This is a genomic window from Pseudomonas sp. P8_229, from assembly GCF_034008635.1.
Taxonomy (GTDB): domain Bacteria; phylum Pseudomonadota; class Gammaproteobacteria; order Pseudomonadales; family Pseudomonadaceae; genus Aquipseudomonas.
The window spans coordinates 6,104,917-6,127,634 of record NZ_CP125378.1; the positions used below are offsets into that span (position 1 = coordinate 6,104,917).

Consider the following 22,718-nt stretch of genomic DNA (forward strand, 5'->3'; position numbering starts at 1 on the left):
TTGCGCATTCTAGTGGTTGAAGACGACGCCCAGACGGCGGCTTATCTGGAGCGCGGATTGAGTGAAAGTGGCCACGTGGTGGATATCGCCAGCGATGGCAACAGCGGTCTGGACATGGCTCTTGAGCAGATTCACGACGCCTTGATTGTCGATCGGCGCCTGCCCGGTCTGGATGGCATTGGCTTGATCAAAGCCGTCCGCGCACAGCAGTTGCGCGTACCGATCCTGATGCTCAGCGCACAATCGACCACTGCGCAAAAGGTTGAAGGCCTGCAAGCCGGTTGCGATGACTACCTGGGCAAACCTTATGCATTCGCCGAAGTGCTGGCGCGTCTGGATGCCTTGTTGCGCGGTCGCGATCAGGTCAGCGGCCCGGCGCGGCAACTGGCGGTTGGCGAACTGCAACTGGACTGCGCCACGCGTACCGCCGTGCGCGGCGGGCGGGTCATTGCCCTGCAGCACCGCGAAGCCTTGTTGCTGGAAAAACTGATGCGCCACAGCGGGCAGGTGGTAACGCGCGACATGTTGCTCGACAGTGCCTGGAACTACGACTTCGACCCCAACGACAACGTCATCGATAAACACATCCACCGCTTGCGCCGCAAACTTGATGAGGGCTTCGAGCACTCGCTGATCAGGACGGTGCCGGGCGCCGGGTACAGTTTTCAGGTCGAGCCGGTCGAGGAGTGAACCCCGGGACTGTGGCAGTTAAATAAAAGTTTATCTGCCGGCGAACGCTCTGGCAGGCGCCCCTCGCTATCTTCCCCGCATTCGTGGAGCAGTCCACAGAGGCTCAAGCGGGGGATAGCGTGCCCATGTCAGTTACAACCTTGCCGACGCGCAGTGCGCGCCGGGCGTTGCATCTATCGGTTTTGTTGCTGCTCGTCGGCGCGATGACGCTCGGCGGATGCTCGATGGTGCCCGAATACCGGCGACCGGATTTACCGTTGGCTCAGCAATGGGACGGCACTGCTGACCCGTCGGCAGCGGGAGGAGGGCAGTGGTGGCTGCAGTTTCACAGTGCTGAACTGGATGCGTTGATCGACCGGGGCCTGACATCCAATTACACCCTCAAAGCGGCGGCCAGCCGCATCGACGAGGCGCGAGCGTCGGCACAAGTGGTCGGGGCAGGGCAGTACCCGGCGCTGAACCTGGGCGGCAACTTTCAACGCCAGAACAATTACGGCACCACGCAGAAACGCAGTGTATTTGCCGAGGCCACTTATGAAGTGGACTTCTGGGGCAAGCAACGCGCTGCCGCCGATTCCGCTGATGCGCTGGCGAAAGCGACGGTATTTGATGCCCATATTTTGCGCATGAGTCTGGGTGCGAGTATCGCCGACAGTTACTTTCAGGTGCTGTCGCTGGAGGATCGGCTGCGGTTGGCGCAGTCGATTGCCGACGATGCCCGACAGGTTCTGCAACTGGTGGAAGTCCAGGCCAGCCAGGGCGCTGTGTCGAACCTCGAAGTCGAGCAGCAGCGCAACGCCATGCAGACTTTCGAAGCCGCCATGCCTGCGTTGCGTCAGCAGCGCGATCTGGCCCTGTATCAATTGGCGGTGCTGGTCGGCGCGCAGCCCCAGGGTTTTCATGTGCAAGGCAACGGTCTGGACGCTCTGCAAGTGCCGCACCCGGCATCGGGGCTGCCGATCGGTCTGCTGCGCCAGCGTCCGGACATTCAAGCTGCCGAGGCGCGGCTGGTGTCGGCCAATTTCGATGTCGGGGTGGCTCGCGCGGCGTTCCTGCCGAATCTGTCACTGGACTTGCTCGGTGGTATCGACACGATCGCCGGTGGAAAAATCTGGAGTGCCATCGGCACCCTCAGCCAGCCCGTATTCGCCGGCGGCCAGCTCAAGGGACAGCTGCATTTTGATCAGGCGCATGTCGAGGAGCTGACCGCCAGTTACCGCGAATCGATCATCGAAGCCTTGCAAGACGTCGAAACCCAGCTCAGCGCCGCGCGCGAACTGGATAAAAGCTACGCGCTGAACCAGTCGGCCGTGGCGTCGGCGCGCGAAGCCGCGCGGTTGGCGCAAGTGCGTTATCGCCTGGGCTCAACCGATTTCCAGACGCTGCTGATCGTCGAACGCACTCAATATCAGGCCGAAGACACGCTGTTGCAGGTGCACCTGCAACACCTGCAAGCCGCCGTCGGACTGTTCCGCGCGCTGGGCGGGGACTTCGCGCCGAACACCCTCGCTTCTCTATCTCCTGCCCAGGTGGCTTACCCATGAATCTCTCCTACTCACGTCGTCCGATTGTTTTGGGCAGTCTGGTGTTGGTCGTGCTGGCCACTGTCTTCAGTACTGCGCAATGGGTCCGACATGCCCAGGCCGCACCGGTAAAAACCGACGCCGGCGCGGTGCCCGTACAAATGGCCCGGGTCAGCGTCGAGGACTTGCCGATCTGGATCAGTGCCATCGGCAATGTACAGGCACTCAACAGCGTCAATGTGCGGGTGAGGGTCGACGGCGAGCTGCAGAAAGTGCTGTTCAACGAAGGGCAGACAGTCAATGCCGGCAGCCTGCTGGCAGTGATCGACCCGCGTGTCTATCAAGCCCAGGTGGCTCAGGCCCAGGCGCTGGTCGCCAAGGATCAGGCCCAGTTGGCCAACCTGCGGGTCAATCTCGACCGAGCCGGGAAACTCGCCGCCGCCAAGGCCGGGCCGACCCAGGACGTCGACACGTATCGCGCGCAATTGGCGGCCCAGCAGGCCACGGTGCAGGCCGATCAGGCAGCGCTGGACAATGCGCGCCTGCAACTGGAGTTCACTCAGGTCAAGGCTCCGCTGACCGGCCGAACCGGGCAGCGCTTGCTGGATGTCGGCGCCATTGCTCACGGTGCCGAAGCTTCCGGGCTGGTAACGATCACGCAGATGAACCCGATTTCCGTGGCTTTCGCCGTGTCGCAGGACGACCTTGCAGAAATCCTCGAAGAGAACGCCAAGGGCGCGTTGCAAGTGGTTGCGATGACCCGCGACGGTCAACAGGAAATCGCCCGTGGTCAACTGAGTTTCATCGACAGTCAGGTGACCGCCGCCAGTGGTCAGATCCAGCTCAAGGCACAGTTCGACAATGCTGCTGCAAAACTCTGGCCCGGTGAACTGGTAAGCGCGCGTCTGCTGGTACAAACCCGGCGCAATGTGGCGGTCGTGCCGGCGGAAGCCGTGCAGTTGGGACGTCAGGGCAATTTCGTTTATGTGGTCGATGCGCAGCAACGCGTGCAACCGCGACGGGTGGATGCTGCGACTGTGGTCGGCGGCAAACAATGGATACGCGAGGGATTGACGGCCGGCGAAACGGTGGTTGTGCAGGGCCAATCCCGCGTTGCACCGGGATTGAAAGTCATGCCGGTCAAGACCGATGCCAATGCTGATCTGGCGCAGGTGAACCCATGAACGCCCTGGCCGGTTTGATTCAACGACGGGTAGGCCTGAGTCTGTTGGCCCTGGGGGTGATGCTGCTCGGTGCTTTCGCCTACTTTCAATTGCCGGTGGCGCCATTGCCGACAGTGGATTTCCCGACCATTCAGGTCACGGCAAAACTCTCCGGCGCCAGTGCAGAAACCATGGCGTCGTCGGTTGCCACGCCGCTGGAGCGCGCGTTTGCCGCCGTGCCGCAAGTCACCTCGATGACCTCTTCGAGTGCCGCCGGCAAGACCCAGATCGTGCTGCAATTCGATCTGTCCCGGGACATCGATGGCGCTGCGCAGGACGTGCAGACGGCGATCAACACCGCCACCCCCAACCTGCCAAAAACCATGTCAAGCGCGCCGACCTTCAACAAGGTCAACCCGGCCGAAGGCACTGTGCTGTCACTGGCGGTAACGTCGCCAACGCGCACCTTGCCGGAGCTCGATCGCTACGCCGACAACTACATCGCTCAGCGTCTGTCGCAGATGCCCGGGGTGGGCCTGGTGGATTTCCACGGCGAACAGAAACCGGCGGTGCGCGTACAGATTGATCCTGATGCACTCGCTGCCCGAGGACTGACCCTTGAAGACGTGCGCAGCGTCATCGGCGTCAGCACGCTGGATCAGCCCAAGGGCAGCCTCGATGGCCCGAGCCGTTCGATCACGCTGGGCGCAACCGATCAGTTGCTGGACCCACAGCATTATCGCGATCAGGTCATTGCCTACAAGAACGGCATGCCGATCAAACTGGGCGACCTCGGCCGGGTGATCGCCGGGGCCGAGGACACCCAGCAGGCGGCGCAACTGGGCGCCGACCCGACCGTCATCGTCGACATTCACAAGCAACCGGGTTTCAACCTGTTGTCGACCATTGCCACGATCAAGGCCAAATTGCCCGAGTTGACCGCCTCGTTGCCGCGAGACGTGCAAGTGCAGGTGGTGGGTGACCGCACCCAGACCATCGAAGCGTCGGTCAATGACATGCAGTTCACTTTGCTGTTGTCCGTCGCCCTGGTGGTCGTGGTGATCTTTGTTTTCCTGCGCAAAGCCACGGCGACACTGATTCCGAGCCTGACGATTCCGCTGTCGCTGGTGGCCACGTTCGGCGTCATGTACCTGCTGGGCTACAGCCTCGACAATCTGTCGATCATGGGCCTGGCGATTGCCGTCGGGTTCGTGGTGGACGACGCCATCGTGGTCATGGAGAACATTGTCCGGCATCTGGAAACGGGTAAATCGCGACTGCAAGCGGCCGTTGACGGGATGCGAGAAGTGGCTTTCACCATTGTTTCGATGACGGTGTCGCTGATTGCGGTGTTCCTGCCGATCCTGTTGATGTCAGGGATTGTCGGGCGCCTGATGCGCGAATTTGCGGTCACGGTCAGCGTGGCAATCATCATGTCGTGCATCGTCTCGCTGACCCTTACGCCAATGCTTTGTGCCTGGTTGCTCAAACCCCATGACGACCGGGCAGAGAGTCGTTTTGCCCAGGCTTGCGAACGAGGGTTCGAGCACTTGCACAACGGATACCGTCGCAGCCTGGATTGGGTGCTCGATCATCAGCGCACGACCCTGGCCGTCGCCATCGCAACGGTAGTTGCGACGGCAATCCTGTATGTCGGCATCCCCAAGGGCTTCTTTCCACAACAGGACAACGGTTTGATTCAGGGCGTGGCCGAAGCGGCGGCGGATATTTCTCCGCTCGCCATGCGCGCGCAGGTCAATCGCGCCGCGCAAGTGATCGGTAAGGATCCGGCGGTCGCCCGCGTCTACTTCTGGATCGGCCCGAATCCGACCGTCAGCCAGGGCAAGGTGATGATCAACCTCAAGCCGTTCAGCGAGCGCACAGTCAGCGCCGCCGAAGTCATCCGGCGCCTGCAACCGGCGCTCGACGAGTTGTCCGGGATCAAGGTGTACATGCAGGCCAACCAGGATATCCAGATTGGCGGTCGGGCCAGTAAAACCCAGTATCAATACACCTTGCAGGACCCGGACAGCGCCGAGCTGGATCACTGGAGCGGGGTGCTGCTGGCTAAACTCAAGACCCTGCCTCAGTTGCAACATGTGACGTCCGATCAGCAGCAGGCCATTGCGCAATCGACTCTGGTCATTGACCGTCCGACGGCGGCGCGTCTGGGGGTGACGGTGCAGGCGATCGACGATGTGCTGTATGACGCTTTCGGTCAGCGGCAGATTGCGACGATGTTCACGCAACTGGATCAGAACCATGTGATTCTGGAACTCGACCCGGCCTGGCAGACATCCACTGCGACGCTCGAACACCTGTTCGTCCGCGTCGGTTCCGGAGCGCTGGTGCCGCTGAACATGCTGGCTAGCGTCAAGACCGAACAGGTGCCGATCATCATCAACCACCAGGGCGTATTCCCGGCCATTACCCTGTCGTTCGATCTCGCTCCCGGCCATGCCTTGAGTGACGCGGTCACTGCAATCAACCAGGCCTCTCTGGCGGTCGCGCTGCCCGATACAGTGACGGGCAGTTTCCAGGGCACGGCCCAGGCGTTTCAGGACTCGCTCAAGTCGCAACCCTGGCTGATTCTGGCGGCGATCCTGACGGTCTACATCGTGCTTGGCGTGCTATACGAAAATGCCATCCACCCGCTGACGATCATCTCCACACTGCCTTCTGCCGGGTTTGGTGCGCTGCTGGCACTGATGCTCTGCGGCCAGGATCTGTCAGTCCTGGGCATGATCGGCATCATTCTGCTGATCGGGATCGTCAAGAAGAACGCGATCATGATCGTCGACTTCACGCTGCAGGCGCAGCAGCGAGGGCTGTCAGCCCGCGAAGCGGTCAGGGAAGGGTGCCTGCTGCGACTGCGGCCGATTCTGATGACGTCACTTGCTGCGCTTCTGGGCGCAGTACCCTTGGCGTTCGGGCATGGCGCCGGTGCCGAATTGCGGCAGCCATTGGGTATTGCGATTGTTGGCGGCCTATTGGTATCGCAAGTGCTGACGCTGTATACCACGCCCGTGGTCTATCTCTGGTTTGAGCGTCGACGCCGCAAGACACAGCCCGACGCCACCGGGGTGAGTGGCCCGATCACCGCACTCCATCCGGTTTTCCCGGGAGCGCCGGCGCCAGACAACCCGGTCTCTAAATAACCTCATCCAGTACCTGCTCAAGCGTACTGACCGTGCGCTCGATATTCTGCAGCTTCTCAAGTCCGAACAGGCCGATGCGGAAGGTCTGGAAGTCGGCCGGTTCGTCACATTGCAACGGCACTCCGGCGGCGATCTGCAGGCCGTGATCGGCAAATTTCCTGCCGCTCTTGATGTCGGCATCATCGGTGTAGCTCACCACGACACCGGGGGCCTGAAAGCCGGCAGCGGCCACACTTTTGATGCCTTTGCCGGTCAACATCGCGCGTACCCGATCACCCAGTGCCTGTTGTTCGTCGCGGATCCTGTCGAAGCCGTAGGCTTGCGTTTCCTTCATCACGTCGTTAAAGCGCGCGAGGGCATCGCTGGGCATGGTTGCGTGGTAGGCATGTCCGCCCTGTTCGTAGGCCTGCATGATCTGCAGCCACTTTTTCAGGTCGCAGGCGAAGCTGCTGCTTTGCGTCTGCTCGATGCGTTCGAGGGCCAAAGCACTGAACATCACCAGAGCGCAGCAAGGGGAGGCGCTCCAGCCTTTCTGCGGAGCGCTGATCAGCAGGTCGACTGCGCATTTGTGCATATCCACCCAAATCGTGCCCGAGGCGATGCAGTCCAACACGAACAAGCCACCCACCGCATGCACGGCATCGCCAACCGCCCGCAGGTACTCGTCGGGCAGGATGATCCCGGATGAAGTTTCAACGTGGGGCGCGAAGACCACCTGCGGCTTCTGTGCCGCAATGGCTGCCAACACTTCGTCCAGCGGCGGCGGGGCGTAGGCCGCCTGGCGATCAGTGTCGACCGGTCGGGCCTTGAGCACCGTGGTCGCTGCCGGAATGTTGCCCATATCGAGGATCTGGCTCCAGCGATAACTGAACCAGCCGTTGCGTATCACCAGGCATTGCTGGCCAGTGGCGAACTGTCGCGCGACAGCTTCCATGCCGAATGTGCCGCTGCCCGGGACCACCGCAACCGATTCGGCGTTGTAGACCTGTTTCAGGGTCTTGGAAACGTTCTTCATCACGCCTTGGAAGGACTGCGACATGTGGTTGAGCGAGCGGTCGGTGTAGACCACTGAATACTCGACCAGGCCCTCAGGATCGATACCGGGATAGAGCTTTGACATGGCGTAACTCCTTTGGCAGAGATGTAGTGATATCGACCCTAGCCTCGGCAGCACTTGCTTTCAAGCATGGCGGTACAAGACGACAGGGGAACAGTGATGCACAATCATCCTTCAGCCGGATCAATGTGTTTATCGATTTTCTCATCGAGACTCTCGGTCCGGCGGCCACAACCAAGCGATGTGAACAATGAATCGTCCGCTGTTTGTTTCTCTCGATGGGCCCAAGGGCACCGGCAAAACCACGCTGTTGGAGGCCGTTACGAAAGTACTGAGGGCGGGCAACAAGAAAGTCATCCGGCTTTGCGAGAGAAAAAGCGATCCTTTCAGGGGGGAAACCATGGCCCTGGTTAACACGCTTGCCAGAAATCCATCCATGGATCTGGAATGGGCTGTGTGTCAGCGCCTGGCTGATAGTCGTCGCTGGATTTCCCGGCACGTACTGACGAAGCAGCCGCTGGACAGCATTATCTTGATCGATCGCTGGTATCCATCTGATGCCGCATTTCGCCAATCCATCCCGTTTGCCGAGATTCTCCAGTTAAACCTGGAGCGGGACGTGCGAGTGCCGGACTTGCATGTCGGCGTCGTTACCGATGCGGATATTTCATGGGCAAGGGCTACGGCGAGATCTCGAGGATTGGGCGGCACTGTGATCCAGAAGCACGCAGAGCATGTGCGATGCACGGAGATGTTCGAACAAGCGGTCAAGGAGCATGGTTGGGTTCTATGTCGTAATGAGGGAACGATTGAGGACGCCACGATGCAGATGGTTTCTGAAATCTATAGGGTGTTGGGGTGATTGCTTGAATGGAGACAGGCGGTGATGCAGGGGCGCGCAACGTAATACATGATTTAACATAATATACATTACACGTAACAAAGTGTTTCAGGGTCAGCCCAGTTGCGCGCAGGTTTAGAATCTCCAGCAGCTGCTATAAAACGTCTTCCCCTGATGCTTGGCCATCCTTGAAATCTACGTCGCTCAATCCTCAATCCTCAATCCTCAATCCTCAATCCTCAATCCTCAATTCGCGTCAGCTCTTCAATCAGATTTCGATGCTGCGGAAATTGCGCCGTGAGTTTCTGACGCCCACCCATTTGCATGTCCGCGAAATCAAATCCTGGTGAAACCGCTTCACTGATCAAACCAAATCCATTCGTGCCATTCAGCAACCGTGAAGCTTTCCAGATTCCACCTGGCACGTGTAATTGCAATTGCTGACCTGCAAGCATGTCGTTGCCCATGATCAATGTCTGCAGTGAACCGTCCGCATGGATCAGGCTGTACTCGATGGGATCACCCAGGTGGAAATAATGCAGGATGTCGGACTGGTTGAAATGAAACTGACCCACCGGCGATTGCTCGGTCAGCAGATAATAAATCGACGTCATCAGATAGCGCGGACCGGATGCTGTTTGCAGCATGCCGCGTTGATCGGCTTGAAAGGTTCGACGCAAATAACCGCCTTCAACGTGAGCCTCCAGATTCAGCTCGGCAATCAAGGCCTCGACGGTGATTTTGCGTTGATTCATGGCCTGCTCCTTCGATCTAGCGCCATTCACTTGATAGCTCAACTAAACGGCTATTTAGTGTAGTTAACCTAAAATAGCACCCTAATCGAAGACGTATGCCTCATTTCGCCTCGCCATTCCCGTCGCGAATAGCCGATACCCCGAGAGAAAGATAACAAGCATTCATAGCGGGAAATACCTTGTGCATGTTGTTTGAGTCAGCGATCAAAACCACTTATAGCCAGAGGCAATAAATTAAATAACAAAATAATACCACCTGGCCACTATCTAATTAGCTTGCTAACTAAGCCCATTGAAAGTCCTCCTCGTTTCGAATATTAAGCAGCCTCTGATTCACAACAACAAAGGCCCTCATCACCTTGAATACATTGAATAAACAACTCACCCGTAGATGCCCGATTTCGATGCTTGCCTATCGACTCAATAACGCCTGAAAAACGCCACTTCGTATTTTATTTGCAAAACGACAACAACCGTCTAGGTTCATGAATATCTTCACAGGCACATCACTCAAATAATAAGAACAGCCTTCAAGGCGGGAGAACTCATTCCGCTGAAATAATTAAGACTCTGCTTTTAGTTACTGAACGGAACTCAGTCATCACAATCAAGAGGGATGCTTGATGAAGCACAGCCGTTGGTATCGTGCGCTCTCGAAAAAGGCGCCAGCCGAACATTTTTGGCTGTCATTGTTTTGCTTTTCAGGTCTGGTGATCGCCAGCTTCGTCTTGTTCGAACAGCAGATCCAGGATTTCCTGACTCATCTCGACCTGTACCTTCCGTCCTCCCCCACCCAGAAACTCAACCTCGCGCTGCTACTGATCGCCTTGCTGGCGCTGGATGTGGTGCTGCCCGTGCCTTCCAGTGTGGTCGCGCTACTGGCCGTGGCCATGCTGGGCAGTGTCGGCGGTTATCTGGTGATTTTCATTGGCCTGTGCCTGGGGGCCGGGTTGGGGTATGCGCTAGGGGCCGGCTATTTCCGGATGCTTTCGAGTCGCCTCGGTTTGCATCAACGCCGGCCCGGGCAACTCGGGTATCGATTGGGCACGCTGTCATTGATCTGCCTGCGCGGCGTGCCCGTGCTGGCTGAAACCTCAGTGGTGGCGGCTGGCATGCAACGTTATCCGCTACGCTCGTTCTTGCTGGTCACCACCCTGGCTAACGCCGGTCTGGCACTGGCCTACAGCGCCATTGGCGCGTTCCTCGTCGAAGAGAACGCGCTGCTGGTGACTATCCTCGCCAGTATGGTGTTGCCGGGACTGTTCATCGCCGGGTACAGCCTGTTCAAGACCTTGCGCAAGCACGGCGCCGAGCAGACGCTCCGCGGACGTTTCGAGGTCAGTTACGACTACCCGGTGGTGTTCACCGATCATCTGTTCGATCCGTCCAATGCCTGCCTGCATCAGCAACTCACCGCTCGGCAAAGTGGCCGCGTGACCGTACTGGTGTTCGCCGATGAACAACTGCTGAAAAGCGCCCCGCAATTGCTGGAACAGATCGATGGCTATTTTGCTGCCTATACAGTGGATGTGCATTTGCAGGCACCGCCGATTGCCGTTCCGGCCGGTGAACTGAGCAAGGATTCACAGGTGTTACAGCAGCTCTACACCGACATGATGAGACATGGGCTGGACCGGCACTGCTATGTCCTCGCCCTCGGTGGTGGCGCTGTACTGGACTCCGTGGGCTACGCCTGTGCCACCTTCCACCGTGGCATTCGCCTGATTCGCGTGCCGAGCACCGTACTGGCCCAGAACGATGCCGGCATCGGGGTGAAAAACGGCATCAATGCCTTCGGCCAGAAGAATCTGCTCGGGACCTTCTACCCCGCCACGGCCGTGATCAATGACTTCCAGTTGCTGACCAGCCTTACCCGCCGTGACCAGATCGCCGGGCTGGCCGAGGCGGTGAAAGTCGCGCTGATCAAGGACCAGGCATTCTTCCAATGGATGGAGCAACAGGCCGACGCCCTCGCCCGCTTCGATCACCCGGCAAGCCGCTATGCGATTCGCCGCTGCGCCGAACTGCACCTGGGGCACATCACCGGTGCCGGCGACCCTTTCGAGCGCGCAAATGGGCGGCCGCTGGATTACGGACACTGGGCGGCGCACAAACTGGAAAACCTCAGCCACCACCGGTTGCGCCATGGCGAAGCGGTCGCCGTGGGCATGGCCCTCGACGGACTCTACGCCAATGCCCTCGGGCTTCTGAGCGATGCTGACAGTGAGCGGGTGATGAGCTTGTTGACCAAGCTCGGTTTCAACCTGAGCCCACCGGAATTGAACCTGAAAGATGTGCAAGGTCGTTCGCAGGTATTGCTCGGGTTGGAAGAGTTCCGCCAGCACCTGGGCGGACAACTTTCCATCCCGATGCTCAGCGGAATCGGCCAATCGGTAGACCTGCATGAAATCGACGACGCGCGGATGGAGCAGGCGCTGATGCGGCTGTCTACCTGCAGCGCTGCGGCCAGCAGCCTGAGCGAGGGCTTCGCGAAATGAACCAGACCCCGCAAAGCCTTAAAACCTGGATGACGCTGGGCCGGGTATCCAATCTGCCCACGGTCTGGACCAACACCCTGGCCGCCGCACTGCTGGCCAGCAGCGCCGGTGCACTGGCGCCGCCCTCATCGCTGGTGTGGGTTCTGCTGCTGGTCACCCTGTCGTTGCTGTATCTGGCCGGCATGTTGCTGAACGATCTACTGGATGCAGACTGGGATCAGCAACACCACAATCCGCGGCCCATCACGCTGGGCCTGGTCAGTCGCCAACAAGTGCGCCTCGCCACGGTGTTGCTGCTGACACTGGCCGCGGCCTCGGTACTCGGCCTGAGCCAACTGATCGATCAGCCGCATTGGCTGCTGGCCAGCGTCACGCTGTTGGTGGGCTGCATCATCGGTTACAACGTGCTGCACAAAAGATACGCCCACAGCGTGTGGTTGATGGGCGCCTGCCGCTCGGCGCTGTACCTCACGGCAGCGGCCAGTCTGGCGGTGCCACCGGAGCCGATCTGGCTCTGCGCGATTTTGCTCGGCGTCTACATCAGCGGGCTGACTTATCTGGCCCGGCATGAGCATCACAACCAGTTGCTCAGCCGCCTGCCGTTGATCCTGATGCTGAGTCCTCTGGCCCTGGCGATCTACTCCGAGAACCTGTGGTTCTGGCCGGTGCTGTTGCTCTGGCTCGGCTGGCTGGGCTGGCATTACTGGCACAACCTTGCCAGCCCGAAACACCGACAAGTCCGCGCCTTTATCGGTGCAGGTCTTGCGGCACTGCCACTGTTCGATGCGTTGGTGATGGCCGTGGCCAACCAACCGTTGGGCAGCCTGCTGTGTGTTCTGGTGTTTTTGCTGCTCCCACATTTCCAGCGCTGGATCAAACCGACATGAACATGGACGTCACTGCGCCGCCAACGGCGGCCCTCGGCATGCGCCACGATTGCCTTGCCGAACAGCATCAGGTGTTGACCGGGCAACTCGATGAGAACGAGCTGCACTGGTGGCGTCAGGCGCAGGCGCAACTTGCCCGCCAGCCGGACGCCAGTACCGCGTCGCTCCTGAGCGGCCAGTGCAGGCGTCATCTGCGTGATCGTGCACTGCCCGACAGTCGCTGGAACCTGATCCAGCTGGCCCGCGCCTTGTTGCTGGCGCAAGTCCTTGAGCAATCACCGCCAGTCGGGCAACGGCCTCTGCTGCGTCAGCTATTTCTGTGGGGTGACGATCAGGAAAAGGTCGCCACCCTGAAAGCCTTCGACTGGTTCGACGGTCATGGGCTGTGCGTGGAACTGGCGTTGCAGGCCGGACGCACCAGCAACAGCCAGGTGTTTGCCGCCCTCGCCCTCGACACGCTCTACCCGTCGCGTCACTACCCGGAACGAGCCTTCCACCAACTGGTGCTGAAAGCGCTGGGCATGGGGCTCGACGTGCGACGCCTGATCGGTCTGGCGCAACGACGCAGCGTCACCCTCAATCAATTGGCCCTCGACCTGCTGGAAGAGCAACTCGCCGCTGACCGAACGGTGTCCGCCGGCTTGCCCCTGGCGATTGCCTTCGACCAGCTCGGCCCTGTGCAACGTCAGCGACTTATCGGCCTGAACCAGCAGCGACGTTTGCCGCCGGAATGGCGCGATCACCTGACCGACACGCCATCGAACTGATGCCCAACGACTCCTTTCCCTCAACGAGGATTCATCATGCCCAAGTATTTCGACCCGCACATTCATATGGTCAGCCGCACCACTGATGACTACCAGAACATGGCCGCCGCCGGAATTACCGGGGTGATCGAGCCAGCCTTCTGGCAAGGTCAGGCCAGAACCAGTGTCGGCAGTTTCATTGATTACTTCGACACCCTGTTGGGCTGGGAGCGCTTTCGCGCCAGCATGTTTGGCATCCATCACTTCTGCACCATCGGTCTCAATCCCAAGGAGGCCAATGACTTGTCGGTGGCCAACGAGGTGCTGGAGATTCTGCCGCGTTATCTGGTGAAGGACGGCGTCGTGGCGGTCGGCGAAATCGGCTACGACGACATCACGCCCGAGGAAGATCGTTTTCTCGCGGCGCAGTTGGAGCTGGCCAGACAATTCAATCTGCCGGTGCTGGTACACACGCCGCACCGCGACAAGATCGGCGGTACCAAGCGGACGTTGGCGGTGATTCGCGAGGTGGGGATCAACGAGAGTCTGGTGATCATCGATCACCTCAATGAACTGACCCTGCCGTTGGTGCTGGACAGCGACTGCTGGCGCGGTCACTCGATCTATCCCAACACCAAAATGTCGGAACAACGGATGGTCGCCCTGCTCCAGCAATACGGCACCGAGAAAATGGTGGTCAACAGTGCTGCCGACTGGGGCATCAGCGATCCGCTCAAAGTGCCGAAAACCGGTCAGGCGATGTTGGCGGCCGGCTTCAGTGAAGCCCAGGTCGAGCAGGTGCTGTTCCACAACCCCGTCGATTTTTTCGCCCAGAGCGGCCAACTGGATAAAACCTTGGTCAGCACCCCGCTGCCCATCGATCAGCGCCGGCAGTATCAGGAAAACTCCGCCCTGCGTGGCCAGGAACCGGTGATCAAATGAACGCCGGCAAGGGCTGGACGCCCGGACAGATCGGCTATTGCAGCAATGTGCACCCTACCCGCGACCTGGCCGGGTTGCAGTCTTCGATCGAGCAGCACTTTCAGGGCGTGCGGACCCTGCGCGGGCTGCAAGCGCAGAACAGCGGACTGTGGATCAGCGCCCTTGCCGCGTCCAGGCTGCAGCAGAAATCGGCGCGTTCGGCGTTTCTGAACCTGCTGCAACGCAGCGGACTGCGGCTGACATCGCTGAACGGTTTTCCCTACGGCCAATTTCATGACCGTGCGATAAAAGCCGAGGTCTACCTGCCCAATTGGGCCGAGCCGAAACGCCTGGCGTACAGCCTGAATCTGGCGCACATCCTCGCGCAGGCGTTGCCGCCGGATTGTCATCAAGGGGTGATCTCCACCGTGCCGCTCGGCTATGCCGCCACCTGGACCCCGACGCTGCAACAACGGGCCGAGCAGCAACTGCGCGAACTCACCGCTTCGCTGGCCCAACTGCATCGGGAAACCGGCAAGAAGATCGTGTTCTGCCTGGAGATGGAGCCGGATTGCGTGCTGGAAACCACTGACCAGGCCATCGCCTTCTTCCGCCGCTGGCAAACCACAGACCCGAACCATCCCTATCTGGCGCTGTGCTTTGATGTCTGCCATCAGGCGGTGATGTTCGAAGACTGCTTTCAGTCGTTGGCAAAGCTGCGTCAGGCACAGGTAGCCATCGGCAAGATCCAGCTGTCCAACGCATTGATTTGTCGTCTACCTGACGACGGGCGCCGCGAACAGGTGCTCAAGACGTTGAGTGACTTCTGCGAAACCACCTACCTGCATCAAGTGAAGGCGCGCGATGCGCAGGGTCGCCTGCAGGCCTGGGCGGATCTGCCCGCCGCCCTCGTCGAATGCGCAAAACTCCCGGGGCGTTACCCCGAACTGAGGATTCATTTCCACATCCCGTTGTTCAGCGAACAGCTGTTGTTGCCCGATCTGAGCGGCAGTCAGATCGCCCTGTCGCAGACCTTCGATTTTCTCGCCAGCCACGAGGACTTTCGTCCGGTGCTGGAGGTGGAAACCTACAGCTGGGGCGTCCTGCCCGCGCAACTGCGGCCGACGACCGAGTCCGCCCAGCTTCAGGGGATCGCCGCAGAACTGAACTGGGTCGAGGACCAGTTGCGGCAACGGCGACTGCTGCAATCACAAGCACAGGAGGCGTACGCCGATGCGCTCTGACCCTGCGCGTCAACCACTGCTGCTGATCAACGTGGTCGGGTTGACGCCGTCGTTGCTTGGAGAAGCGACGCCGCACATCAATGCCCTGCTGAAAGTCGCAAAAATGGCCAGCCTGCAACCGGTGTTTCCGGCCGTCACATCGTCGGTGCAAGCCTCGATTCTCACCGGGCGTCCACCGTCCGAGCACGGCATCGTCGGCAATGGCTGGTATTTTCGCGACCAGGCTGAAGTGCGTTTCTGGCTGCAACCCAATGCGCTGATTCAGGGCGAAAAGGTCTGGGAGACGCTCAAACGCGAGTTGCCCGGGTTTCGCTGCAGCCAGTTGTTCTGGTGGTACAACATGTACGCCGACGTGGATGCTGCCATCACCCCGCGCCCTCACTACCCGGCCGATGGCCGGAAAATGTTCGGTCTGTATTCGTCACCGGCTGCGCTGCACGAGCGTATCGAGCAACTGATTGGCGAGTTTCCGTTTCCGGGCTTCTGGGGCCCGGCGGCCGGCATTGCCTCGAGCCGCTGGATCGTCGATTGCGCCATCGCCGAATTTCAGCTCAATCGGCCCGACCTGCAATTGATCTACCTGCCGCATCTCGACTACAGCCTTCAGCGCGTGGGGCCGGAGCATCCGTCGATTGCCGACGAGGTTCGGGCCATCGACAAGGAAGTCGGCCGCCTGCTGGCGTTTGCCGAAGAACAGGGCGCGGCGGTGATGTTGCTGTCGGAATACGGGATCGAAGCGGTCAATCAATCGGTTTCAATCAACCGCCTGCTGCGCTCGGAAGGTTTGCTGGAGGTGCGCCAATCGCTGACCTGGGAACTGCTCGACTCCGGCGCCAGTGCAGCGTTTGCCGTGGCCGATCATCAGATCGCGCATGTCTACGTGAAACGGACCCAGGACATTCCCCGCGTCAAAGCGCTGCTGCAGCGCCAGCCCGGTATCGAGCAGGTGCTGGACAAGGCCGAACAGCGGGCGTTTCAGCTGGATCACCCGCGCAGCGGCGAGCTGGTGGCCGTGGCCGCAGCCGGTTACTGGTTCGATTACTACTACTGGTTCGATGATCGCAAGGCGCCCGACTTTGCCCGCACCGTGGACATCCACCGCAAGCCCGGCTACGACCCGCTGGAACTGTTCATCGACCCGGCCATTCGTTTCCCGAAATTGAGAGTCGCGCGGCGCCTGCTGCAGAAGAAACTCGGCTTTCGCTACTACATGGACCTGATTCCACTGGACACCGGACTGGTCCGTGGCAGTCACGGTCGCCTGCCCGAGCGCGAGGAAACCGGCCCGCTGTTCATCACCAATTGCGATCTGCCGTTGCCGCAAACCCTTGCGGCAACGGCAGTGAAACAACTGCTCCTTCAGCATTTTCTGGGGCACTCATACACCCACTCGGCCAATGCCAAGGAGCTTCCATGCGGCGAGCCATTTCTATAACTGTTCTCAGTGCACTGGCCGGTTTGGCTCAGGCACAGGACACCACCCCTTTCGATTGCAGCCAATTTCTGAAGTTTGGGACTGACATCACCAAGACCCGGGCTGCGTTCGAGCAGAATCCCGAGACCATGGCCTGGAACTGGTTCGTCTGTCTGAACCAGCCCAGCGCCGCCCAGACCAGTAATCGGGTTTGGGAAACGATGAAGCCTTCGGACCAGGTCTACCTGCCCAATGGTGCTGCGCCCGGCCCTTATGCCAGTAACGCGCCGCTCCCGGCCGCCGTGGAGACGCAAGCCAAAGCCCAGGGTATGGACCTGTCCCGCGCGTTCCATAACATCAATGCCACCCAACAGGTCGATGGTCTGGCGCTGCATATGGGCGGCGCCGTGCCGGCGGCGCAAAAAGGCAACCCCGTACGCTTTCAACTGCTGATGGGGCAAGACACGTTCGACTACATCGTGCAGCGTCAGGTCTACAACATGAATGGTCAGGCCGCACTGCCCGACAACCTTCACTTCCCGGCGACTGCCTGGGAGTTGAAAGCCGCCTGGCTGTGGATCGGCTCGGACACGACCTACCGACAAACTCTGGTCAACGACGGCTACTACGTAGCCCAGGCCTATTTCCAGCAGGACGACGGCACTTATCAGGTTGGCTATGCGGCATTGAGCGGGCTGCATGTCGTCAACAAACTGGACGACAGCTGGGTGTGGACCACCTTCGAAAACATCAACAACAGCAAATACACCGTGACCAACGCGCCGACACCGACGCCGATGACCAACACCACCGGGCCGACCCCGGCCGCCAAACCGGTGAATGTCAGCTTCCAGGCGAGTAATCCGACGCTGTCGAAGTACGAATTGATCGGAGTCGAGTACCAGCCCGTCACCCAGGTACTGGCCAACTCGCAGCTGGAATCGGCTTTCCAGAACACCTCGTCCTGCCTGGCCTGCCATGGCACCGCCGCCTACTCGAACGACAAGGGCTACTTCAATTTCGCCCTCAAGCAAGGTGGCGGCATCGTCTACCCAACCACTCCGCTGCCGGCCTCCGACTTCGCAGGCTACAAAAAACTGGACTTTGTCTGGTCGCTGAAACGCGCCCAGTGGCAACGCTAAGGAGCATGACATGAGCGTATTGAACTTCCCCCGCATCTACCTCAACGGCCATATGTTCTGGAACCCGCCGACGGCCAACAACAATGATGTGCTGCCGCTCTATGACGCGGTGAAGATGGATATCAACTGGCCGTTTACCAGCTACTACGACATCACGCAGCAGAACGCTCCCACCACCCTGATGCCCTGGATCATTTCACCCGTGCAGCAGAATAATCTGCCGCCCTATGTGCAGCAGGTTCCGACCAACGGAAGCCCAAACACCTTCCCGTTCATACCCGCCGAATGGGACCTGTTTGGCGACAACGCCTGCGGGACGGTGAGTTACCAGAGTACCCGCTCGACCATTATTGGCGGCGAGTTGCAGGCCAACACCTACATTGCTCAGGACGCGCTGGTCGGCAGGGACTTCCAGCTGCTCGGCAATCCCTTTGGCAGTCAGAGCCCGACGGCCGCCCGCTTCGTCGATATCAGCCCGTGGCAGAACACCTTCACGGCGCTGTACTTCGACAAGCTGCAGCTGGGGGATGCCACCTGTGGCCTGACCCTGAACCGTCAATACCGGATGCTCGACCGCTTCCTGACGTTCAATTGGGCCGGTGACTTTGGCGGTCTGGCGTATGTCACCACCACCTGGCAGACCTGTTTTCCCCGGGACAATCTGGAATGGGTCATCGGCGATTCCGTCCTGCTGAGTAATCTCCAGCAACAGATGGAGGCTCAAAACGCTCAGGGCCTGATGTTCAGGTTCGCCACGTACCTCACCTGTTACGACAGGAACGGTGTGTTCAACGACTTCCCGTACATCAACACCCGCAACAATGACCCATCGGCGCTGGCCCGTATGACAGCGATGTATCAAAAGGGGCTGGACAACGTTTCCGATATTTTCTTCAACCCCGCCTACAACCGTACCGTAGCGACCCTGGGTCTATGGTTCGACCACGAATACCCCACGGCGCCCGCCGGCCCGCGTCTGGTCACCGACCAGAAGATCATGGTCACTCGCCCCGGCATGTCTCAGCCGACAAGCACCAATCTGGGTGTGACATCGGCGCAGATCACCAACAACACGCTGTCGCTGGATCTGGCCAACACATTTCCGTTCTATCCGCTGGACAAGAACGCCGATGTCCTGACTGCCGAGAAGTTCCAGGCCGGCGACTATAAGCTGGGCGTATCGCAGAACGGGAATTTCGTGCCGGTGGTCGACATCGGTTTCGATCAGTACCAACAGTCGGCATTCGACAAGCGCTCGGGCCTGCTGGACCTACCCCTCAGCGCAGCGCAAACGGCCACCTTGCAATCCGGCCCGCTGGAACTGCAGCAACAGACTGCATCAGGCCCCGTGAAAGCCGCCACTCAGCAAGTGTGGACTGCGGAGGTAGTAGAGAGTGGCACCTTCGTCGACGTGAACGATCGCAAGACGCTGAACATCATGGTGCAGAAAAATGGTCAACCGGCCGCCAACACCACACTCTGGGTGGTGGAATACGGCAACCCTTACAACGTGACCACCAGCGACTACTACCTGACGTTCAGAAACAACCCCGACTTCACGCTGTTCTACGACAACGCAGACCGCAACAAAAACACCGCCCACCTGCCACAGTTCAAGGGCACGGCACCTGTAGCGAACTACCTGGCCACCGGCAGCGGTCGTCGACTGGTCAATCTGGAAGCCAAAGACAAACCGGTGGGCGTTCCGGTCAGTTATCAGTCATTCATGAATGGCTCAAGTAAACCGATCACGGTCCCCCTGACCCCTTGCCTGGAATTCGACGCCGGCGTCTACGTCAGCGGAACGCTGGATAACGATCAGACGGTGGATTACTCCTACGTCGCCACCACCACCGACGCCAATGGCATCGCCCAGGTGAGTTTCAAGGCTCTGGCCCCGGGTTTCCCTACGCTGCGCTTCATCGTCAAGGAAGGCACCAGCGACCCGGTCATCCCCTTCAGCTTCGCGCTCACAAACGCCCAGACCGACTTCCTCGCGCCGCTGCGCGTCCTGCCTCTGGACCTGCCGCTGCAACAGGACTTCATCAACTTCTGGAACACCATCTACAAGGAAAAGGACGCCCCAACGCAGGTGTGGGAAGGGTTTATCTACCCACGCATCCTGAAGACGTTCTATTACCTGTACCCGATCATGAACAAGTTCATGCCGCTCAACTCCCAGAAGCGAGTGGAAGGCGCCGTCGACCAGTTGATCCGGCTGATCAGCAAGGAGTACCAGGAAGAAAGCACCCTCGCGATGCCCATCACCCGCGACCTGTCGCAAAGCCGGCGCGCCGTGCTGGAGTTGTGGGCGCAGAAACTGGTCAAGCGCAACTTCCCGCCCATGCAACTCAAGATGAGTGATTACGACGACCTCTGATCCATCAGGAAAGATGAGCCGCTGCGGGCGTTCAGGCCCGCAGTGCGCCTTGCCAGGGAGTGACCCATGAACGTCAGCCTCTTGAACCGTCTGTTGCTGTTGATCCTGTTGTTCTGTCCATCCGCATTCGCCCAGGACAGCGGCGCCGTCTACTTCACCAATGGCGTACACAACACGCTGGGGTGCAATGAACAGAACGGCAACTGCATCGCCAAACGCAATCCGGGTGAGCCTTCCGATCCGTTCTTCCCGGCATTCTGGATCAGCAACTGGACCCTGTACCGGGTGATGCACAACTACGAAAACAACCCGCCGCCCTACAGCAACCCGCCAACGACCCTGACGCCTGCGGACTACACCGTCTCCCACGGGACCAGCTACTACGACACAACCTACATCCCGCCGGATGGCGACGGCTTCGGCGCCATGATGGAGCACTACGAGAAATACTGTCTGCCGATCTTCCCGATCAAGAACAACAACTACACCTGCTCGTTCGTCTCCCTTGGCAACAAGGCGTACTTCCTGACGTATCCGCAAGACCGCCCGAAAGACATGCCGGCCTGCTGCATGTTTTCCCCGATGAATCATCCGCCACGGCAGGACTTCATCGAGCACCTGCCCTACAGCGCCGAGCGCAGTAAAAACCTCGATGGCAGCGTGCAGGCCTACGCCCTGGATCTTGATTCGCCGCAAGGTCCGATCCTGTTCGGCTATGCCTTCTACAAAAAAATGTCGGGACAACCGCCCTACCGGCCACCGCAATCGTTCTTCTTTTCAGGCGATACCAGCGTCGCCAACGCACCGATCGTCAGCCAGAACTACACCGATTTCCGCATCGCCAAACCGAACCCGAAACAGACGTGGGCGCAGGTCGCCGCCATGTGCCCGTCGAATCCGCCACCCTGCCAGCTGTTCGAGCCACCAGAGTCGCAGAGCAATGGCCACAAGGCGCAGTGGAACAAACTCATGCAGCGTAAACCGTGATCAACGACGAAGGATCGCCATGAAAACCACACTCCGTTATTCCGTGATGTTGCTGGGTCTGGCCAGCCTGCCGGTGCTGGCCAGGGAACAAGCCATGCCGTCGGTGCAGGCCAGCCAGTTGAACTGCCAGCCGCCCAGTACGGCACCGGCCGCCACGGCCGGACAGGATCAGTTCGATCAATACAGCTGGCAGATGTTCATCGCCCTGAGCTGGCCGGCAAAGAGCGGGCAGCGCGGCAATCCCGACTGCACCCAACAGCCCGGTGCGGCCGGCTACACCGTCTGGCAGACCTACAAGACCGTAGGCGAAATCTTTCTGCCGAACGCCACCAATCCGGGGCCGTGGAATTCCCCGCAGATCGCAAAAAGTTTCAACATCATCAACATCGCCTCTTTGAAAAACAGCGCTCAGGTGAATGCCGTCGATCAGGCGGTCGGCGGCTGGTTGATCGATCAGGCGAAAAACCCGACCTATTACGACATTTCGGCCAACGAGACCTCCTACAACTACATCGTGGGCAACAACTTCTATAACGCCGACGTCGTTTCCAAAGCCAACAACATCCAATTCCCCTGGGGCGTCATCGAGATCAAATCGAGCTGGCGCATCCTCACCTCCAATGACAACGCCAGCCGTTACCTGACCATGCTCGCCCGGGTGGCGACTTTCAATGATCAGGGCCAGAAGAACGGTGTCACCGAGGCGTATCTGGGGCTGGTCGGCCTGCACATCATCACCAAGGCCAACGGCTATCCGCAGTGGATCTGGTCGACATTTGAACAGGTCGACAACGTTCCGCCCAAGGCACTGGTAAACGGCAAATGGGTCGATCAACCAGTCGCGGGCACGGCCTATTCCTACTTCAACGCCGCCGCACCCGCCGCGTCCCTCAACCAGTCACCGTGCGACTGGCAGACTCAGGGCCCGCATCAGGTCTGCGTTCCCAAGCCCGGCACCACGTTCCAGACCCCGAACCCGCTGAACCGGGTCACCCCGATCGCCGACATCACGAACCAGATCAACGCCAGTTACCAGACCGACCCGGGGTTGCAAAAAAGCGTGTTGAAGTACTACCAGCTCATCACCACCCAGCGCCCGCTGATGCCTGACAACCCGGGCAATCCGCTGGGTCAGCCGACGCCGGCACTCTCGGCCAATGTGACCATGGAAAGCTACATCCAGCCCAACAGCAGCTGCATGAACTGCCATTCCATGGCGACGCCGGTCAAGAGTCCTTACAAGTCCGACTACTCCTATCTGTTCAAATTCGCCAATTCGCCGCTCGGCAAAACCATCAAGGACGGGAAATAA

The 22,718-nt window shown here is 59.6% G+C and carries 17 protein-coding genes; 15 read left to right on the forward strand and 2 right to left on the reverse strand.

The window, feature by feature from the left end:
• The 4 genes from QMK55_RS27445 (at position 1) to QMK55_RS27460 (ending at position 6,534) form a co-directional block, all read left to right on the forward strand.
• On the forward strand, positions 1-690 hold the full coding sequence (locus QMK55_RS27445) for a response regulator transcription factor (RefSeq protein ID WP_320328219.1): 690 nt from the start codon (positions 1-3) through the stop codon (positions 688-690).
• A gap of 125 nt (positions 691-815) precedes the next feature.
• Positions 816-2,234 (forward strand): efflux transporter outer membrane subunit, encoded by a 1,419-nt coding sequence (locus QMK55_RS27450; protein WP_320328220.1) that lies wholly within the window; start codon positions 816-818, stop codon positions 2,232-2,234.
• Complete coding sequence (locus tag QMK55_RS27455; RefSeq protein WP_320328221.1) at positions 2,231-3,397, forward strand: efflux RND transporter periplasmic adaptor subunit; 1,167 nt, start codon at positions 2,231-2,233, stop codon at positions 3,395-3,397. The genes QMK55_RS27450 and QMK55_RS27455 overlap by 4 nt, the downstream gene beginning before the upstream one ends.
• Complete coding sequence (locus tag QMK55_RS27460; RefSeq protein ID WP_320328222.1) at positions 3,394-6,534, forward strand: efflux RND transporter permease subunit; 3,141 nt, start codon at positions 3,394-3,396, stop codon at positions 6,532-6,534. Before QMK55_RS27455 ends, QMK55_RS27460 begins: the two co-directional genes overlap by 4 nt.
• Here the strand turns inward: QMK55_RS27460 and QMK55_RS27465 are convergent.
• On the reverse strand, positions 6,527-7,654 hold the full coding sequence (locus tag QMK55_RS27465) for an aminotransferase class V-fold PLP-dependent enzyme (protein ID WP_102356003.1): 1,128 nt from the start codon (positions 7,652-7,654) through the stop codon (positions 6,527-6,529). The two genes, QMK55_RS27460 and QMK55_RS27465, sit on opposite strands and share 8 nt — an antisense overlap.
• A 187-nt stretch (positions 7,655-7,841) precedes the next feature.
• Here QMK55_RS27465 and QMK55_RS27470 point away from each other — a divergent pair, with 187 nt between their 5' ends.
• Positions 7,842-8,453 carry a dTMP kinase gene (locus QMK55_RS27470; protein ID WP_102356002.1) on the forward strand — a complete coding sequence of 204 codons (612 nt, stop codon included), beginning with the start codon at positions 7,842-7,844 and terminating at the stop codon, positions 8,451-8,453.
• A gap of 218 nt (positions 8,454-8,671) precedes the next feature.
• On the opposite strand, the gene QMK55_RS27475 is transcribed toward QMK55_RS27470, so the two are convergent.
• The gene (locus QMK55_RS27475; RefSeq protein ID WP_320328223.1) at positions 8,672-9,187 is read right to left on the reverse strand and encodes a cupin domain-containing protein; all 516 of its coding nucleotides are present in this window, start codon (positions 9,185-9,187) and stop codon (positions 8,672-8,674) included.
• Positions 9,188-9,810: 623 nt separating this feature from the next.
• Between QMK55_RS27475 and QMK55_RS27480 the strand changes: the two genes are divergently transcribed.
• From QMK55_RS27480 to QMK55_RS27525, 10 genes are all read left to right on the forward strand, one after another.
• Positions 9,811-11,685: a 3-dehydroquinate synthase gene (locus tag QMK55_RS27480; protein WP_320328224.1), complete on the forward strand. Its 1,875-nt coding sequence runs from the start codon at positions 9,811-9,813 to the stop codon at positions 11,683-11,685.
• Positions 11,682-12,572: a UbiA family prenyltransferase gene (locus QMK55_RS27485; protein ID WP_320328225.1), complete on the forward strand. Its 891-nt coding sequence runs from the start codon at positions 11,682-11,684 to the stop codon at positions 12,570-12,572. Before QMK55_RS27480 ends, QMK55_RS27485 begins: the two co-directional genes overlap by 4 nt.
• Entirely contained in the window at positions 12,569-13,339 is a 771-nt protein-coding gene (locus tag QMK55_RS27490; RefSeq protein WP_102355998.1) for an EboA domain-containing protein, read from the forward strand. Before QMK55_RS27485 ends, QMK55_RS27490 begins: the two co-directional genes overlap by 4 nt.
• Before the next feature lie 36 nt (positions 13,340-13,375).
• On the forward strand, positions 13,376-14,260 hold the full coding sequence (locus QMK55_RS27495) for a TatD family hydrolase (RefSeq protein WP_102355997.1): 885 nt from the start codon (positions 13,376-13,378) through the stop codon (positions 14,258-14,260).
• Positions 14,257-15,483 (forward strand): metabolite traffic protein EboE, encoded by a 1,227-nt coding sequence (gene eboE, locus QMK55_RS27500; RefSeq protein WP_320328226.1) that lies wholly within the window; start codon positions 14,257-14,259, stop codon positions 15,481-15,483. The genes QMK55_RS27495 and eboE overlap by 4 nt, the downstream gene beginning before the upstream one ends.
• Positions 15,473-16,918 (forward strand): alkaline phosphatase family protein, encoded by a 1,446-nt coding sequence (locus QMK55_RS27505; protein WP_320328227.1) that lies wholly within the window; start codon positions 15,473-15,475, stop codon positions 16,916-16,918. Before eboE ends, QMK55_RS27505 begins: the two co-directional genes overlap by 11 nt.
• Positions 16,897-18,039: a hypothetical protein gene (locus QMK55_RS27510; protein ID WP_102355994.1), complete on the forward strand. Its 1,143-nt coding sequence runs from the start codon at positions 16,897-16,899 to the stop codon at positions 18,037-18,039. The genes QMK55_RS27505 and QMK55_RS27510 overlap by 22 nt, the downstream gene beginning before the upstream one ends.
• Before the next feature lie 10 nt (positions 18,040-18,049).
• Positions 18,050-20,419, forward strand: a complete 2,370-nt coding sequence (locus QMK55_RS27515; protein WP_320328228.1) for a hypothetical protein — start codon at positions 18,050-18,052, stop codon at positions 20,417-20,419.
• Positions 20,420-20,485: 66 nt separating this feature from the next.
• Positions 20,486-21,406, forward strand: a complete 921-nt coding sequence (locus tag QMK55_RS27520; RefSeq protein ID WP_102355992.1) for a hypothetical protein — start codon at positions 20,486-20,488, stop codon at positions 21,404-21,406.
• A 19-nt stretch (positions 21,407-21,425) separates the two neighbouring features.
• Positions 21,426-22,718, forward strand: a complete 1,293-nt coding sequence (locus tag QMK55_RS27525) for a hypothetical protein (protein WP_320328229.1) — start codon at positions 21,426-21,428, stop codon at positions 22,716-22,718.